Raw genomic sequence first — 15,424 nt, forward strand, 5'->3', positions numbered from 1 at the left:
CCGTGAGCGCCCACAACACCGACACCGACTTGGGGACGCTGAACGTCAAGTCAAACCCCGCCACCGCACGACGGGACCGCCGCTTCCACTCCTCCGCCGTGATCCGTGCGACGGCGGCCGCGCGGGCATCGTCGTCCAGGTTCGTGTCGAGCCTGGCGACGCGGCCGGCGATCCGCTCCGCCCGAGTGCGGTACTGGGGGTAGGCGCGTCCCAACGGATCGCCTGTGAGCGGATCGCGGCCATGGCCGAGCAGGCGTGCCACCTGCTCCTCGGTGACCACCGCACCTGCTTGCAGCTGCCCGCTGCCCAGGCCGGGCAGCCCTGAGCCGAGCCACCGTCCTGGTGGGCAGCCCTCGACGGTGTAGTAGTCGACCAGCCCACGTCCGGGCTCGCGGACGGCGTCGCCGACGGCGACGGAGTTCAGCAGGTACCGGTAGCCGGCGCCGGCGGTCATCACCCGCATCGACACCGGCACCCGGACCACCCCGAGATGTGTTCCACACCTCACAGGTGCACCACCGCTCCCTGGCCTCCTCGATCTGCCAGAGGTGTGTCCGGTCGTCAGGAGGTGGGGTGACGCGGTGGGGCCGGGGACCGTGCGCGAGCAGGACAGCGGGCGTCGACGAGGATTCTTCAGATTCGCTGACACAGACGGGGTGGTTGTCCCGTCTGAACAGAGCGTGGAGCGTGAAGACGCCAGGAGCGCAGACCGGCGGCCCAATCCGATCTGCACGGGGGCCCTACGGTGGTGCCAACTGGGCACCCGACGTGCGACCTGCGACACGCGATCCACACATCCCGGACCGGCACGATCAGGAGCACGTGCATGACCCCGCCCGACACCGCCAGTCCCGACCGGCTCATGACCATCGCCCAGGTTGCTGACCGCCTTGGCGTCGAGGTCCGCCACATGCGCCGCCTCGTCCACGAACGCCGCATCCCATACATCAAGTGGGGCCACCTCCTCCGCTTCGACCCAGACGACATCGAGACCTGGATCGACGCCAACCGCCATCACGCCGTCGCACGGCGTGGCCGTTGAGCACGCCAGCCTGTGGGCCTCTGAACGTCCCGATACGCGTGCCACCTACGTGCCATAAGCAGTGGTCTACGGGGGTGTTTGGCGGATCGTCGAGGTTCGGCCAAACCTGCTCTGACCTGCACTTTTGCTGTGGGAGCACACCCGTCAGAACTGCCTTACAAGCAGGAGGTCGGGGGTTCGAGCCCCTCAGCGCCCACTGATGGCATGGCCATCGCTGACCTCCGGCCCCTCCCTGCGCCCGCGGTGCGATGGCGGGCATCCCTGAGCGGCGACGTCCCCGTCGTGCACCCGCGGTGCGTTGACGGGTCGCTGAATGCCGCTTGCGCTCCCACTGTGCGCCCGCGGTGCGATGGCGGGCGGCGGCGCTGTACGCGGCCGCACGCGAGGCGCCCGCGGTGCGATCGCGAGGTGGCTCCCGGGGGACCCGGCCCTGCGCGCCCGACGCGGTCCCCCCCGGTTTGATGCACGATCGGGGCCTCCTTCGCCCAGAGGCGATGTAGGCCCCGATCGCGCCCACATACGGCGTGCCCACGTGTGCACGGCATCGGGACCACCCGCGCCCCCTGCGTCGGCTGGATCTCCCACCACCGCCACGTGACCTCGGCCAGGACCTCGCGGAGTGGCTCCTCGAGGTCGCTCGGATCATCAAGAGCTCGGTCCGAGTCCCGGCCCGCCAGGCCACCGACCCGTCGGCGACCTCGTCGGACGGCGCATGATGAGGTCCTGCGACCAGTCCCCGGGTGTGATGGGAACCAGCGATGCCGACGAACTTCGACGACAGGGCCGAGACCTGGGACGACGATCCCGCCAAGGTCGACCGTGCCCGGGTGGTGGCCGCGGCCATCCGGGCGTCCGTGCCGCTCACGCCGTCGACGCGGCTGCTCGAGTACGGGGCGGGGACCGGGCTGGTGTCCCAGACCCTGGCCGGCCACGTCGGACCGATCACGCTGGCGGAGCCGTCCGCCGGCATGCGGAGGGTGATGCTCGCCAAGGTCGCCGCGGGGACGTTGCCGGACGACGCCAGGATCTGGGACCTCGACCTGGCCACCGGTGCGGTGCCCGACGAGCGGTTCGACCTCGTCGCCACCGTCATGACCCTCCACCACATCCCCGACCTGGCCCCGGTGCTGCGCGGGTTCGCCACCCTCCTGCAGGACGGCGGGCACCTCTGCGTCGTCGACCTCGAGGCGGAGGACGGCTCGTCCCACTCGACCGACCCGGGGTTCGACGGCCACCACGGCTTCGAGGTCGCTGCCCTGCAGGACGAGCTGCGCGTGGCCGGCTTCAGCGACGTGCACGTCGAGCGGTGCCACGAGATCGAGAAGGACGGCGCCAGCTACCCGCTGTTCCTCGCCACCGCCGTGGTCAGATCCGAGGGATGACCATCTTCTATTGACAATCGATAGGCAGCTATCGACAATCGATTGATGGCTACGGCGCATCGGGTGGTCGCCACCCTCAGGATCCTGCTCGCGCTCGCGTTCGCTGCGTCCCTCCTCGCCCAGGTCGTCGTCGTGCCAGCGGTGTGGGCCCGCGTGGCGGAGCGCACCCCGGAGCTCGCCTACCTGCGGTGGCCGACCCTCGTCGTCGCGGTGCTGGAGCTGGTCTGCGTCGAGGTGGTGATCGTCTGCACCTGGCGGCTGCTCGCACTGGTCCGGCGTGACCGCATCTTCGACGAGGGAGCCTTCGCCTGGGTCGACGCGATCGTCGGCGCGGTGGCCGTCGGCTGGGTGCTGATGCTGGCCACGTTCGGCTACGTGGCGGCCACCTGGGACGGGCCGGGTCTCGTCGCCGCGCTCGGGGTCGTGCTGCTCGCCGGCGCGGTCCTCGGCCTCCTCGTCGTGGTCATGCGCGCCCTGCTGGTGCAGGCCACGACCCTGCGGTCGGACCTCGAGGGGGTCATCTGATGCCGATCGTCGTGCGCCTCGACGTCGAGCTCGCCAAGCACAAGATGGGGGTGGGGGAGTTCGCCGAGCGGGTCGGCCTGACCCCCGCGAACGTGGCGGTGCTGAAGAACGGGCGGGCCAAGGCGGTCCGGTTCTCGACCCTCGACGCGATGTGCCGCGTCCTGGGCTGCCAGCCCGGCGACCTCCTCGAGTGGGTGGAGGAGTGAACGGCCAGACCGACGTCCTCGTCGTCGGCGCCGGCCTGGCGGGGCTGCACACCGCGACCCGACTGGCCGAGCTCGGGCACGCCGTCCACCTGGTCGAGCGGCGACCGACGCTCTCCGGGACGATCCGGACGACAGGGATCTTCGTCCGCCGGACCCTCGACGACTTCGACCTGCCCACCGCACACCTCGGACCGCCGATCCGCCGGGTCGTCCTGTACCCGCCCGACCGGCGACGCCCGGTGGTCCTCGAGAGCGACCGCGACGAGTACCGCGTCGGCGACATGGGCCCCCTGTACGAGGCGACCGCCGACCGGGCCGCGCGGGCCGGGGTGCACCTCGCCCTCGGCACCCGGTACGCCGGCCGACACCTCGACACCCACGCGCTGGACACGCCGACCGGCCCGGCCGCCGTCCGGGCGCGGTTCGTCGTCGGCGCCGACGGGGCTCGCTCGCACGTCGCGCGGCACCTCGGCCTCGACCGGAACCGCCACCTCATCGTCGGGGCCGAGGAGGTGTACGCCACCACCGGCCCCGTCGGCCCGCCGACCTTCCACTGCGTCCTCGACCCCTCCCTCGCACCGGGCTACCTGGCCTGGGTCGTCGACGACGGCGCGCACGCCCACGTGGGGGTGGCCGGATACCCCGACCGCTTCAGCTGCGGGATGGTGCGCACCCTAGACCGCTTCGCGGCCTCCGCACCGGGCCTGCCGGCGGCGCGCCGCACCGGTCAGGTCGAGCGACGGGGCGGGCCGATCCCCGTCGGCGGCCTGCTGCGGGGGATCGCCAGCCCGGACGGGCTGCTGGTCGGCGACGCCGCAGGGGCGGTCTCGCCCCTCACCGCCGGTGGGCTGGACCCCTGCCTGCGGCTGTCCGAGCTGGCCGCAGAGGTGCTGGACGACGCGCTCAGGACCGGCCGACGCGACCGGCTGGCCCGCTACGACGGGGCTGCCCTGCGCGCTCGGTTCCGCGGTCGCCTGCTCCTGCGGCGGGGCCTGTCGCTGGTCCGCACGCCCGCGCTCGCCAGCGCGTCGTTCGTGCCCCTGCGCACCCCCGCCGGGCGAGCCGCAGCCCGACGCATCCTGTTCGGGGACCGGTCCTTCCCGACGCCATGACGGGGCCTCCCCCCGACTGACCCCCCCCGACTGGCCTCACCCCCGACTGGCCTCACCCCCGACCGCTCGCGCCGACCGTCCGGCGTGCGACGGCCCACACCAGGGATCCCGCGGCGAGCAGCGCCGCACCGCCGACGACCGCCACCGGGGGGAGGGTGAGCGCCAGGACCGCGCAGAGGGCCACGCCCAGGCCGGCCAGCCAGCGTGGCCAGCGGCGCTCGGCACCCCGCAGCGTGAACGCCGACGCGTTGGCGAGGCCGTAGTAGGTCAGCACGGCGAGCGAGCTGAAGCCGATCGCGCCGCGCAGGTCCGCGACGAGCACGATCGCGATCACGATCGCGGCAGCCGCGACCTCGGCGTGGTGCGGGGTGCGGTGGGTGGGGTGGACGGCATCCAACCAGCCGGGCAGCTCGCGGCGGCGGGCCATCGCCAGCGTCGTGCGGCTGACCCCCGCGAGCAGGGACAGCAGCACACCCCCCGCCGCGACCGCGGCCCCGACGCGCACCACCGGTTCGAGCGCCGACCACCCGCCGGCGGCCACGACGTCCGCCAGCGGCGCGCGAGATCCCGCCAGACCCTCGGCACCCACCGCCCGCAGGCCGGTGCCCAGCACCACCGCGTACACCGCGACGACGATCCCGAGGGCGAGCGGGATCGCCCGCGGGATGGTGCGGGCCGGGTCGGCGACCTCCTCCCCGAGCGTGGCGATGCGGGCGTAGCCGGCGAAGGCGAAGAAGAGCAGGCCCGCGCCCTGCAGGACGCCCCACGGGCTGGTCGGCGCTGCGCCGGCGGACGACGGCGGGACGGCGTCCCCGCCGACCAGCGCAGCGGCGACCACCAGGGCGAGCACCACCAGGACGACTGCCACGATCACGCGGGTCAGCCGGGCGGTCTTCTCCACGCCGCGGTAGTTGACGGCGGTCAGCGCGACGACCGCGGCGATGCCGATCGGTCGGGCGAGGTCCGGCGCCACGTAGGCGCCGACGGTCAGCGCCATCGCCGCGAGGCTGGCGGTCTTGCCGACGACGAAGCTCCAGCCGGCGAGGAACCCCCAGTAGCCGCCGAGGCGCTCGCGGGCGTAGACGTAGGTCCCGCCGGCTTCGGGGTGGAGCGCGGCGAGCTGCGCGGAGGAGGTCGCGTTGCAGTACGCCACGACCGCGGCGAGGCCGAGGCTGACGAGCACCCACCCCCCGGCCGCCGCGGTCGCAGGACCTGGGGCGGCGAAGACGCCGGCGCCCAGCATGGCCCCGAGCCCGATCACCACCGCATCCCCCGTGCGGAGGCGCCGCGCCAACCGCGTCACGCCGCTCACCCGCCGGCGGCGGCCGGCTGGAACAGCTCGACGAGGTTGCCGGCCGGGTCCTGGACCAGGATCTGGGAGCCGCCGGGTCCCGTCACCACGTCGTTCCGGAACGCGACACCCCCTCCGCGGAGACGGGCGACCTCGCGGGCCAGGTCATCGACCACCAGGTGGATCCGGTTCCAGCCGCCCGGCCCGGGGAGGTCGCCGTCCGGCATCGGCCGCCCCGCGGAGCTCCTCGGCCCGCTCAGCAGCAGCCGCAGGTGGCCGCGCACCGCATCGGCGAAGGCCGGCAGGGCGACGGTGCCGGCGGTGAAGCCGAAGTGGGTGGTGTAGAAGTCGAGGGCCCGCTCGACGTCGTCGACCATGTAGCGCACGTGCACGGTCGGCCCGGAGATCGGGTCCTGGCGGGTCGGGTCAGCGGACATCTCAGCGGCCATCGGGGTCCTCCTCGTCAGCAGGGGTGGAGAGCTCGTCGAGCAGCACGCCGACGCGGTCCTCGAGCTCGGCGGCGGTCCGGGCGAACGCGTCGTAGCGGTCCGCCTCCTCGGCGTCCGCGGGGTTGGGCGTGCTCCAGTGCGACGCGGTCGCACCCGGCAGCTCGGGGCACACCTCCCGGACCTTGTCGCAGAGGGTGATCACGCGGTCGACGGGGTGGTCGACCACCTCGTCGAGGTGTCGGCTCGTCGCCGTCGAGATGTCGATGCCGCGCTCGGCCATCACCTGGACGGCGTAGGGGTGCACAGGCTTCGGGTGGCTCCCCGCGCTACGGGCCTGGACCGCGCCGTCGGAGAGGTGGACGGCCAGGGCCTCGGCCATCTGCGAGCGAGCGCTGTTGCCGGTGCAGAGGAACAGCACGCGTCGGGGTGGTCCCGTGAAGCGGCGCGGTCCACGGCGGCGGGTCAGGTGCAGCGAGGGCGTGAGCTGCGCACCGGCCGTGGCCAGCAGCTCACCGCACCGCTGGACCTCGAGGCGGTAGTAGGTGTCGCGCCCGTCCGCGGTGCTCCGGCGGGTGGACACGATCCCGGCGCGCCGCAGCTGCGCCAGGTGGTAGGAGACCAGGTTCTGGGGGCTGCCGATGCGCTGGACCAGCTCGCCGACGCGCGCATCGGTGCGGGCCAGCTCCTGCAGGAGGCGCCAACGCCGGTCGTCGCCGAGCAGCCGCAGGGCCGCGGGGCCGGTCACCGTCGTCGCCGTCATCCACGCGGACACTACATCAATGCAGATGGATGCATCAAGCAGGATTGTTCGGTGGGGGCGGGTGCAGGAGGGTGACCGTGCCGACAGCGAGGAGCGTCCCGAGCAGCTGGGCTGCGACGAACGCCGCGACGTCGGCGGGGGCGATCCCGGCGAAGGTGTCGGTCAGGGTCCGCGCCAGGGTGATCGCCGGGTTGGCGAAGCTCGTCGACGACGTGAACACGTAGGCACCCGCGATGTACCCGCCGACCGCCACCGCGATCGCCGCGAGCGACGCCCGCGCCCGCACGAGGGAGAAGATGATGAGCACAAGCCCGTACGTGGCGACGACCTCGCCGACCCACTGGCCGACCCCGGACCGCGACGTGGTCGAGATCGAGACCGCCGGTCCGTCGAACATGACGTTGGCCACCACGACGCCCGCGACCGCGCCGCCGGCCTGGGCGGTCACGTAGGCGGCGGCGGTCGGCCAGCGCATCCGGCCGAGCACCCGGTCGGCCAGGGTCACGCACGGGTTCAGGTGCGCGCCGGAGACCGGACCCAGGGCCACGATGATCGCCGCCAGCACCGCGCCGGTCGCCACCGCGGCCTCGAGCAGCTGGAGGCCCGCGTCGGCGGGTGAGCGGGTCTCGGCCATGATCCCCGACCCGACGATGGCGGCGAGCAGCATCGCGGTGCCGACGAACTCCGCCAGCGCCGCCCGGGGGAGGGGGGTGTGCCGCTCGACGGCCGCGGGGTCCGGCACGACCGGTGGGCGAGCGGCGACCTGGTCGTCCGCACGGCTGGGCACGGCGCCACCCCCGGTCACGGTGCGACGACCCGGGGGGCGAGCTGGCTGATCCGCCGGTCGAGCACGTCGAAGGCGGCCTCGAACGCCTCGGCGTCGCCGGCGGCCACGGGGTCGGGTACCGACCAGTGCAACCGCGGGGCGTCGAAGGGCACGTCGGCCTCCCGCGCGCGGTCGCAGACGCTGATCACCAGCCCCGGCGACTCGTCCACGGCGCCGTAGCCGCGCGGCGCGGCCGGCTGGATCTCGAGGCCGTGGCGCGCTGCGGTGGCGACCGCGAGGTCGGCCACCGCGGTCGCGGGGTCGCGGCCCGCAGAGCTCGCCGGGACGGTCGACCGGAGGGCCCACAGGGCCGCGGCCATCTGGGACCGGGCCGCGTTCGCCGTGCAGACGAACAGCACCGACCCCGCACGCCACCGGCGAGCGTCGACGAGGTGCGCGAGGCGGTCTCCGCGGAGGATGAGGTACCGCCGGCGCCCATCGCCGTGGGATCGGGTGCGGTCGACGACGCCGGCCCGCTCGAGCACGTTCAGGTGGTGCGCCAGCGCGTTGGTGCCCACGCCGAGCGCGGCCGCCACCTCGTCGGGGGCGAGGTCGGAGTCCACCAGCGCCTCGACGATGGCCAACCGCACCGGGTCGCCCAGCGCGGCGTGGACCCGTGCGCGAGCCACCCGGTCGGGGTCGTCGACGTCCGGCAGCAGGTCCCCGCCGCTCACACGCCGACCGTCGGGATGCCGAGCTCGGCCATCAGGGCCTCGACGCGCGTGCGCAGCTGGTCGCGGATCGGCCGGACCGCCTCGACCCCCTTGCCCGCCGGGTCCGGCACGGGCCAGTCCTCGTACCGCGTGCCGGGGAAGATCGGGCAGCTGTCGCCGCACCCCATCGTGATGACCACGTCGGCGGCTCGGACGACCTCGTCGGTCCAGGGCTTCGGGTGGGCCTCGCGGAGGTCGATGCCGACCTCGGCCATGGCCTCGACCGCAGCGGGGTTCACCGCATCCGCGGGCTCCGAGCCGCCGGAGAAGACCTCCGCGCCGTCGCCGGCGAGGTGCGTCAGCCAGCCGGCGGCCATCTGGGACCGACCGGCGTTGTGGACGCAGAGGAACAGGACGTAGGGGATCTGGGGGGTCATGGGGTCCTCGACCTTCGCGAGGGGACGGGCGCGACCATATCCACTCACAGTAAATTGAGTCAAGTAGTCCTTCATGAACGCCCGCATCGACGTCCCAAGATTTCGCAAAGTGGGTTGGCACCCGACGTCCAGGCCCTACACTCAGCAGCGCTGCCCTGGCCCCGCTGCTGGGTTCCCCCCGTGCTCGGCAGGTCCGTGAGGCCCGGGCAGCACCTCCCCTCCCCGCCGGCGGTGCCGGCACCTCGGGCATCGACGTGCCGGGAGTGCGTGGTCCCGGGGACCACGTGCGATACGGTGTCCGGCGTGCGCGACGTGACCACCGATGCGGATCACGCCCGCGACCAGGACCAGCGATCAGACGACCCGACCGGTCGACCGCCGCAGCCCCACGGGAGCTCCGCGCGGACCGACTGGCACCCCACCCTCACCGTGGAGGCGCGACGGCGCCCGTGGCGGCTCTGGGCGGGGCTGGGGGGAGCGGTCGCGCTGCTCCTGGCGGTGGGCGTGGCCGGTGCGCTCCTGCTGCCGGGCGGCACGACGCTGGCCGGGACGCGCGTGGCCGGTGCCGGCGACGCCCCGGTCGCGCTGGGTGAGGCCCAGCAGGCGCTCGCCGACGTGCGGCTCCGGTTCACCACGACGGTCGGCACCGAGGCCACGTTCACCGGTGCAGACCTCGGCCTCGACGTCGACGAGGCGCGATCGGCTGCCGAGATCGGCCGGGGGCTGCCCTCGCTGCAGGTCTGGGCCGAGCGGATCACCGACGGGCCGGTCGCGGTGCCCTTCACCACCAGACCGCCCGCCCCCGACGTGCTCGACGACGTCGCGGAGGCCATCTCGCGGCCGCCCCAGCCGGCTGACGTCGTGGTGACCGCCGCCGGGGTCGAGGTCGCCGACGGTGCCGACGGTGTCACGGTGTCGACCGCCGCGGTCGACACCGCCGTCGAGGACGCCGTCCGGACCATCGCCACCACCTCCCCGCAGGACTGGCCCGACGTCGTCGACGTCGACGTCGACGGGCAGGTCGAGCCGCCGGCCGTCGCCCAGGCGGACATCGACGCGGTCACCGCATCCCTCGAGCGGTTCGAGGCCGCCGAGGTGACGCTGGTCGCCACGACGCCGACGCCGCCGAGCGAGGAGGACGGCGGGACCGCCGCAGCCGACGAGCTCACCCGGACGGCGATCACGCTGACCCCTCGCGAGCTCCGGGCCCTCGTCGACGTCGAGCCGGTGGACGGCGCCGCCCCCGGCGAGCGCCTCACCCTGGTCCCGGACCCCCGGACCCCGCCACCGCGGATCGTGGCGCTGCTCGACACCGCGGCGATCCCCCCGGACGTGGAGGCGACGGTCGTGGACCGCTCGCCCACGCCCGAGCGGGGTGACGACCTGACCGACGTGTCGGAGATCAGCGGCGAGGTGGTCGTGGAGGGCACCCGCTCCGGCTTCGAACCGGACCGGCAGGCGACGATCGCGGGGATCGTCGATGCCGCCCTGGCCGGCGGGGGGGAGGTGTCGGTGGCCGGCACCGAGGCGCCCGACGTCGAGCCGGCGGAGCTCGGCATCACCGCGCCGGTGTCGACCTTCACGACCTTCTTCACCGCCGGGCAGTCCCGCAACCAGAACATCGCCCGGATCGCCGAGATCGTCGACGGGACGATCATCCGGCCAGGCGAGTCCTACGAGCTCAACCACGCGGTCGGCCGGCGCACGGTGGACAACGGCTTCACCCTCGGCGGGGCCATCCTCGACGGCGAGCTGGTGAGCGACGTGGGCGGCGGGGTCAGCCAGTTCGCCACGACGTTCTTCAACGCGGCGTGGTTCGCCGGTGTCGAGCTGGTGGACTGGAAGCCGCACAGCTTCTACTTCGACCGGTACCCCGCCGGGCGCGAGGCGACGATCAACTACCCGAACGTCAACCTCGAGATCCGCAACGACACGCCGCACGCGATCCTCGTCGACACCGACACCGACGCCACCTCGGTGACGGTCACGTTCTGGTCGACGCCCTACTGGGACGTCCAGACGATAACCGGGCCCTGCGCCTGCGGCGGGTCGTTCTCGATCACGGTCGACCGGATCCGGACCGCGCCGGGTGGCTCGCCGATCGAGGAGTCCTACACGACGACCTACACCGTGCCGACCTCCAGCCGATAGAGGCTCAGGGAGTCCAGCCGACGAGGAGCGACGTGCGGGTCCACAACCGGTCATCCAGTGGTGTGGGGGCGGCGACGGTCGCGGTGTGCACCGCGGTGGTCCTCCTCGGCGCGCCGAGGGCGCGGTGGCTGATCGCCCTCGCAGCCATGGGGCTGTCGGTCCTCGGCGCGGCGGTGGCCTGGCGCAGGGCCCAGTCGGTGCCCACGGGAGAGGCCGGGCCGTGGCGGATGTTCGCCGTCGGCGGCCTCGTGAGCGCCCTCGCCAACAGCGTGTGGCTGTCGAGCGACCTGCCGACCTACCTCGACCAGGCCGCCTCACCGGCCAACCTGCTCGAGCTGGGCATCCACGCCTGCTTCATCGCCGGCATGTACGCCCTCGTCAGGCTGCGGGCCTACGGACGGCAGGTGGAGCTGCTCGTCGACGGTGCCCTGGCGGCGTCCGTCCCGGCCACGCTCGCCTGGGAGTGGGTCGTCCAACCCGCCGTGGAGCGCGGGTTGAACCCCGCAGCCGCCGTCAACACCCTGCTGCTGCTGGCCGCTGCGGCGATGATGCTGTGGCTCACGGGGATCCTCGTGGTCCAGGGACGCTCCTGCGCCAGCCTGTGGCTGATCGTGGCGGCGACGACCGGGTTCGTCGTCCAGGGGGTGCTCATGGTCGTCGCGCTGCGGGGCGCACCGGCCGACGCCGGTGGCGCGGGCCTCGCCGGGGCGATCGGCGCGTCCACACTCGTCGGCGGCGCGCTGGCGGTGGGCGCGGCCCTCCACCCCTCGGCGGTGGCCCTCACCCGCCCGCTCGATCCGCAGGGACCCTCGCTCACGACCCGCCGGATGCTGGTCCTCGGCGCCTGCCTGTCGAGCATCCCGCTCGGTCTCGTCATCGGGCCGTGGGGACCGGGGGATCGCTACCACTACGGGCTGTTCACCGTGCTCGCGCTGGCCCTCGGCGGTGTCCGCATCCTCGACGTGCTCAGCCAGCGCGACGCGGCGATCGGCCGCCACGAGGAGGCCCAGCGGACCTTGGCCCAGCAGGCCACGACGGACCGGGTGACGGGGTTGCCCAACCGGCCGCACCTGGAGGCCGCCCTCGAGTCGGCGCTCGCGGATCGTGCGGTCGACGGTGGCCGCTGCGCGGTGTTGTTCATGGACCTCGACGACTTCAAGCTGGTCAACGACAGCTTCGGGCACGAGGCCGGCGACCGGGTGCTCGTCGCCGTGGCCGAGCGGCTCCTCGCCGCACGCCAGGGGGACGAGGTCGTCGCGCGCTTCGGCGGCGACGAGTTCGTCGTGCTGGTGCCGAGGGTCGACGGTGCGGAGCGGGCGGTCGACGTCGGGCGCCGGTACGTGTCCGCGACCTCGGCCATCGAGACCCTCGCCGGCATCGAGGTCCGGGTGCACGCGAGCGTGGGCGTGGCGCTGTCGAGCGACGCGGTCACCACGTCGAGCTCGATGATCGCCGACGCGGATGCGGCCATGTACCGCGCCAAGCGCGCGGCGGAGCGCGTCGTGCTGTTCAACGACGACCTGCGCACCGCGGCGATCCACCGCCTCCAGGTCGAGCAGGGACTGCGCCGGGCGATCGAGGAGGGGGCGCTCTCGACGGCGTACCAGCCGGTCGTGGACCTCGACACCGGGATCGTGCAGTCCGTCGAGGTCCTCGTCCGCTGGGACGATCCGCGCCTCGGCCCCCAGGATCCGGTGGCGTTCGTGGGGGTGGCGGAGGGCAGCGGCCTGATCCACCCGCTGGGGGAGTTCGTGCTCGAGACGGCGTGCCGCCAGTGGCGCGAGTGGGCAGACGGCGGCCTCGTCCTGCCCGTCAACGTGAACGTGTCCGCCCGCGAGCTGGTACGCGCCGGCTACGTCCGCGACCTGCTGGCGATCATGCGGCGCGTCGACATGCCACCGGATCAGCTGACCCTCGAGCTGACCGAACGGGACGCTGCGGATGCCGAGACCCTCGTCGAGGTGCTCCTGACCCTCCGCACCGCGGGGGTCCGCATCGCCGTCGACGACTTCGGCACCGGCTACTTCTCCCTCGTCCAGCTGCGGCAGATCCCCATCGACGTGCTGAAGGTCGACCGCGCCTTCGTCACCGACATGATGGACGACCCCGCCGCCGACGCGATCGTCGAGGCCTGCATCCGGATGGCGGCCGGCCTCGGGCTGCACGTCGTCGCCGAAGGCGTCGAGACCGCAGAGCAGCGGCGTCGCCTGGGGGAGATGGGCTGCCGCCACGCCCAGGGCTTCGCCTTCGGCCGCCCGACCTCGCCGGCGGGCATCCGCCGCCACGCCGGGGTGGTCGCCCGGCCCGCCGACGAGCTGCTCGAACCCTCACCCTGACGCCGACGACGCCCCTGCGGTCGGGCCGTCCGCCGGCACGGCGGCGGCATCGGGGTCGGTGACCACCGGGAGGAGCGGGAACACGAGCTCCGCCAGCCGGTCTGCGCCCGCACGGGTCAGGTGGATCCCGTCGGGCAGGCGCATCTGCACCAGCCCGCCGTCGGGGTCGGGGAGGTAGTCGGCGTAGCCGCCCTCGGCCGCCTCGAACACGCGCCGGGCGTCGACGTAGCTCACCAGCGGGCGCTGCGCCGCCTGCGCGCGGTACAGCTCCGACACGTAGGCCATCGACTCGTCGAACCCGGGGTCGCGCATGATCGGCTGGCCGACCCAGATGACCCCGCGTCCGTCGCGGGTCAGGACGTCCATCAGCGCGCCGATCCGCTCGGTGTAGATCGCCTCCCACTCGTCGCTGCCGATCTGGCGGAAGCGCCCGTCGGCATCGCGGACGTCCTGGGCGTCGTTGGCGCCGAGCATGACGACCCACAGGTCCGGGTCGAGCTCCTCGGACAGCTGGGCTGCCTCGGCCGGCCAGTCGTGGAAGTCGGGGCGGCTGAGCCCCGAGGAGTACGTGAAGTCGTGCGTGGTGGTGGCCGGCACTCCCGGACGCGTGGTGCGCTCGATGATCGCCGGTCCGAGCTGCTCGGTCAGCGAGTCGCCGATCACCGCGATGCGGAGCGGGTCCTCCGCCGTGAAGGTCGCCTGCAGTCGCTCGGACAGCTGCGCGGCGGTCTCGAGGGCCGGCGCGTCGGGATCGAGGCCGGCGGGGATCGCCACCGCGTCCGCGAGGCTGGGGTCGGCGGCCTCCCGACCGGCCAGGGCGGCCGCGACGGCGAGGGCGTCGCCTGCGAGCGGGTCGTCGGGGTCCACCGGGGCGCCGCTCGGATCGGCGTCGGCGGCGTCGGCGACCGGGCCGTCGTCGGCGTCAGCGGCCACGTCCTCACGGCCGAGCCGCTCGGTCAGCAGCTGGCGCGGACGATCCAGGCCGAGGAGGTCGCTGACCTGGCGGAACGGCCAGACCAGCACCATCGCGACGTCGCGCTCCACGCCGTTGGGCTGCCGTTCGGCCGCCTCGGTCAGCGACCGGACGTTGAGGAGGCCGCCGAGCAGGAGGGCGATCACCACCACCGCGAGCGCCTTGCCGGCCGGCATGGTCGCGCGGTGGTACGGCCCGAGCTGCGTGGCCGGTCGCCGGGGCAACCGCGCCGCCCCGCGCGCGGACGCGCCGTCCTGGCGGCGGTTCCGCCGGGTGTCCACTGCCACGCCCGACACGGTATCGCCGTCGCCCGGACGACGAGAGCAGGCCCACCGCCCCGCCGTCACCACCAGGTGGCCCGGAGTGATGGTGGTTTGGGGAAGATCCACGCAGGGTGATCATGTCCGCATGTTGGAGAGGCACACCGATGATGACATCGCGGTGGTCGCCGCCGGCCTCGTGCGGGTCGTGGGCACCACCGGCGCCGCGGACCAGCTCCGGCGCCTCTACGGCGAGCGGCGGGCCATCGATGCGCTCAGGCCGCTGGCCCGCGACCGGGTGCGTGGCCGGGTGCGTGACCGGGTGATCGTCCTGCCGGAGACGCGCAGGTCCGAGGTCCGGCTGTCGCTCTGACGGACCGCGCTCACCCGGCGCGCGTCGGCTGCGGCGACACCCGCCCCGCCGTGGCCTCGACGACCGCGGCGGCGAAGTCGTCCGCCCGGTCGGCGTCCACCGCGACGCGCAGGTCGACCGCCGCGGTGTAGCGCGCCTCCTCGGTCTCCGCGTCGAAGGCCGCCAGCACCCCCTCCACCACGCCGGTCAGGTCGTAGTCGTGGCGCAGCGCGAAGCCGCTGACCACGGGGCGCTCGACGACGCCGACGGCGTCGAGCACCGCTGCGGCCGCCGCCCCGTAGGCGCGGATCAGCCCGCCCGTCCCGAGCTTGGTGCCGCCGAACCACCGGGTGACCACGACGACCAGGTCGACCAACCCCGACCCCTCGACGTGGCGCTGGATCGGCGCCCCTGCGGTGCCGCCCGGCTCACCGTCGTCGGACGACCGCGCCCGTCCCGACGACAGGACGTAGGCCCAGCAGTGGTGGCTCGCCGCCGGCTCGCGCAGACGGATGGCCTCGACGACCGCGGCCGCCGCGGCCTCCGATGCGGCGGGGGCCACGTCGGCGACGAACCGCGACCCCTTGATCTTGTCGATCTCGACGGTCGCGGGACCGGCGACGGTTCTGATGACGGGCACGCGGGCAACGGTAGCGACGGCGCACCTAG

16 protein-coding genes and 1 pseudogene are annotated in these 15,424 nt (G+C 73.9%); 8 read left to right on the forward strand and 9 right to left on the reverse strand.

Annotated features, from left to right (window positions below):
• Positions 1-454 (reverse strand): relaxase domain-containing protein (locus ACEQ2X_RS07455; protein WP_372530549.1); only part of this gene is annotated, 454 nt, incomplete at its 3' end.
• Between the two features lie 372 nt (positions 455-826).
• On the opposite strand from ACEQ2X_RS07455, the gene ACEQ2X_RS07460 reads away from it, so the two are divergent.
• The 5 genes from ACEQ2X_RS07460 (at position 827) to ACEQ2X_RS07480 (ending at position 4,267) form a co-directional block, all read left to right on the forward strand.
• Positions 827-1,042, forward strand: coding sequence for a helix-turn-helix domain-containing protein (locus tag ACEQ2X_RS07460; protein ID WP_370325168.1), 216 nt, complete (start codon positions 827-829; stop codon positions 1,040-1,042).
• 758 nt (positions 1,043-1,800) lie between these two features.
• Entirely contained in the window at positions 1,801-2,424 is a 624-nt protein-coding gene (locus ACEQ2X_RS07465; protein ID WP_370325169.1) for a class I SAM-dependent methyltransferase, read from the forward strand.
• A 45-nt stretch (positions 2,425-2,469) separates the two neighbouring features.
• Positions 2,470-2,949, forward strand: coding sequence for a DUF2975 domain-containing protein (locus ACEQ2X_RS07470; RefSeq protein WP_370325170.1), 480 nt, complete (start codon positions 2,470-2,472; stop codon positions 2,947-2,949).
• Positions 2,949-3,155, forward strand: a complete 207-nt coding sequence (locus tag ACEQ2X_RS07475) for a helix-turn-helix domain-containing protein (RefSeq protein WP_370325171.1) — start codon at positions 2,949-2,951, stop codon at positions 3,153-3,155. The genes ACEQ2X_RS07470 and ACEQ2X_RS07475 overlap by 1 nt, the downstream gene beginning before the upstream one ends.
• Positions 3,152-4,267 carry an NAD(P)/FAD-dependent oxidoreductase gene (locus ACEQ2X_RS07480; protein ID WP_370325172.1) on the forward strand — a complete coding sequence of 372 codons (1,116 nt, stop codon included), beginning with the start codon at positions 3,152-3,154 and terminating at the stop codon, positions 4,265-4,267. The genes ACEQ2X_RS07475 and ACEQ2X_RS07480 overlap by 4 nt, the downstream gene beginning before the upstream one ends.
• 52 nt (positions 4,268-4,319) lie before the next feature.
• Here the strand turns inward: ACEQ2X_RS07480 and ACEQ2X_RS07485 are convergent, their stop codons facing one another.
• From ACEQ2X_RS07485 to ACEQ2X_RS07510, 6 genes and pseudogenes are all read right to left on the reverse strand, one after another.
• A complete protein-coding gene (locus tag ACEQ2X_RS07485; protein ID WP_370325173.1) occupies positions 4,320-5,528 on the reverse strand; it encodes an APC family permease in 1,209 nt (402 codons plus the stop codon).
• 47 nt (positions 5,529-5,575) lie between these two features.
• Entirely contained in the window at positions 5,576-6,007 is a 432-nt protein-coding gene (locus ACEQ2X_RS07490; RefSeq protein WP_370325174.1) for a VOC family protein, read from the reverse strand.
• Positions 5,997-6,767, reverse strand: coding sequence for a metalloregulator ArsR/SmtB family transcription factor (locus tag ACEQ2X_RS07495; RefSeq protein WP_370325175.1), 771 nt, complete (start codon positions 6,765-6,767; stop codon positions 5,997-5,999). The genes ACEQ2X_RS07490 and ACEQ2X_RS07495 overlap by 11 nt, the downstream gene beginning before the upstream one ends.
• 34 nt (positions 6,768-6,801) lie before the next feature.
• Positions 6,802-7,554: an aquaporin gene (locus ACEQ2X_RS07500; protein ID WP_370325176.1), complete on the reverse strand. Its 753-nt coding sequence runs from the start codon at positions 7,552-7,554 to the stop codon at positions 6,802-6,804.
• Positions 7,555-7,568: 14 nt separating this feature from the next.
• Positions 7,569-8,267 (reverse strand): helix-turn-helix domain-containing protein, encoded by a 699-nt coding sequence (locus tag ACEQ2X_RS07505; RefSeq protein ID WP_370325178.1) that lies wholly within the window; start codon positions 8,265-8,267, stop codon positions 7,569-7,571.
• Positions 8,264-8,716, reverse strand: a pseudogene (locus ACEQ2X_RS07510) (arsenate reductase ArsC); the annotation flags it as partial. The gene ACEQ2X_RS07505 and the pseudogene ACEQ2X_RS07510, both read right to left, overlap by 4 nt.
• Before the next feature lie 270 nt (positions 8,717-8,986).
• On the opposite strand from ACEQ2X_RS07510, the gene ACEQ2X_RS07515 reads away from it, so the two are divergent.
• The gene (locus ACEQ2X_RS07515; RefSeq protein WP_370325179.1) at positions 8,987-10,834 is read left to right on the forward strand and encodes a VanW family protein; all 1,848 of its coding nucleotides are present in this window, start codon (positions 8,987-8,989) and stop codon (positions 10,832-10,834) included.
• A gap of 32 nt (positions 10,835-10,866) precedes the next feature.
• The gene (locus ACEQ2X_RS07520) at positions 10,867-13,170 is read left to right on the forward strand and encodes a putative bifunctional diguanylate cyclase/phosphodiesterase (RefSeq protein WP_370325180.1); all 2,304 of its coding nucleotides are present in this window, start codon (positions 10,867-10,869) and stop codon (positions 13,168-13,170) included.
• Here the strand turns inward: ACEQ2X_RS07520 and ACEQ2X_RS07525 are convergent.
• Positions 13,162-14,430 carry a DUF459 domain-containing protein gene (locus ACEQ2X_RS07525; RefSeq protein WP_370325181.1) on the reverse strand — a complete coding sequence of 423 codons (1,269 nt, stop codon included), beginning with the start codon at positions 14,428-14,430 and terminating at the stop codon, positions 13,162-13,164. The genes ACEQ2X_RS07520 and ACEQ2X_RS07525 overlap by 9 nt on opposite strands.
• 121 nt (positions 14,431-14,551) lie before the next feature.
• Between ACEQ2X_RS07525 and ACEQ2X_RS07530 the strand changes: the two genes are divergently transcribed.
• Positions 14,552-14,776, forward strand: a complete 225-nt coding sequence (locus ACEQ2X_RS07530; RefSeq protein WP_370325182.1) for a hypothetical protein — start codon at positions 14,552-14,554, stop codon at positions 14,774-14,776.
• 10 nt (positions 14,777-14,786) lie between these two features.
• Here the strand turns inward: ACEQ2X_RS07530 and ACEQ2X_RS07535 are convergent, their stop codons facing one another.
• Positions 14,787-15,395: a YigZ family protein gene (locus ACEQ2X_RS07535; RefSeq protein ID WP_370325184.1), complete on the reverse strand. Its 609-nt coding sequence runs from the start codon at positions 15,393-15,395 to the stop codon at positions 14,787-14,789.
• Between the last annotated feature and the right edge of the window lie 29 nt (positions 15,396-15,424).

The sequence above is a fragment of the Euzebya sp. genome (genome assembly GCF_964222135.1).
GTDB lineage: Bacteria > Actinomycetota > Nitriliruptoria > Euzebyales > Euzebyaceae > Euzebya.

Coding starts and splice junctions, on each gene's coding strand:
- ACEQ2X_RS07470 (WP_370325170.1), top strand. CDS start 2,470: ATGGCTACGGCGCATCGGGTGGTCGCCACCCTCAGGATCCTGCTCGCG.
- ACEQ2X_RS07490 (WP_370325174.1), bottom strand. CDS start 6,007: ATGGCCGCTGAGATGTCCGCTGACCCGACCCGCCAGGACCCGATCTCC.
- ACEQ2X_RS07530 (WP_370325182.1), top strand. CDS start 14,552: ATGTTGGAGAGGCACACCGATGATGACATCGCGGTGGTCGCCGCCGGC.
- ACEQ2X_RS07465 (WP_370325169.1), top strand. CDS start 1,801: ATGCCGACGAACTTCGACGACAGGGCCGAGACCTGGGACGACGATCCC.
- ACEQ2X_RS07475 (WP_370325171.1), top strand. CDS start 2,949: ATGCCGATCGTCGTGCGCCTCGACGTCGAGCTCGCCAAGCACAAGATG.
- ACEQ2X_RS07495 (WP_370325175.1), bottom strand. CDS start 6,767: ATGACGGCGACGACGGTGACCGGCCCCGCGGCCCTGCGGCTGCTCGGC.
- ACEQ2X_RS07460 (WP_370325168.1), top strand. CDS start 827: ATGACCCCGCCCGACACCGCCAGTCCCGACCGGCTCATGACCATCGCC.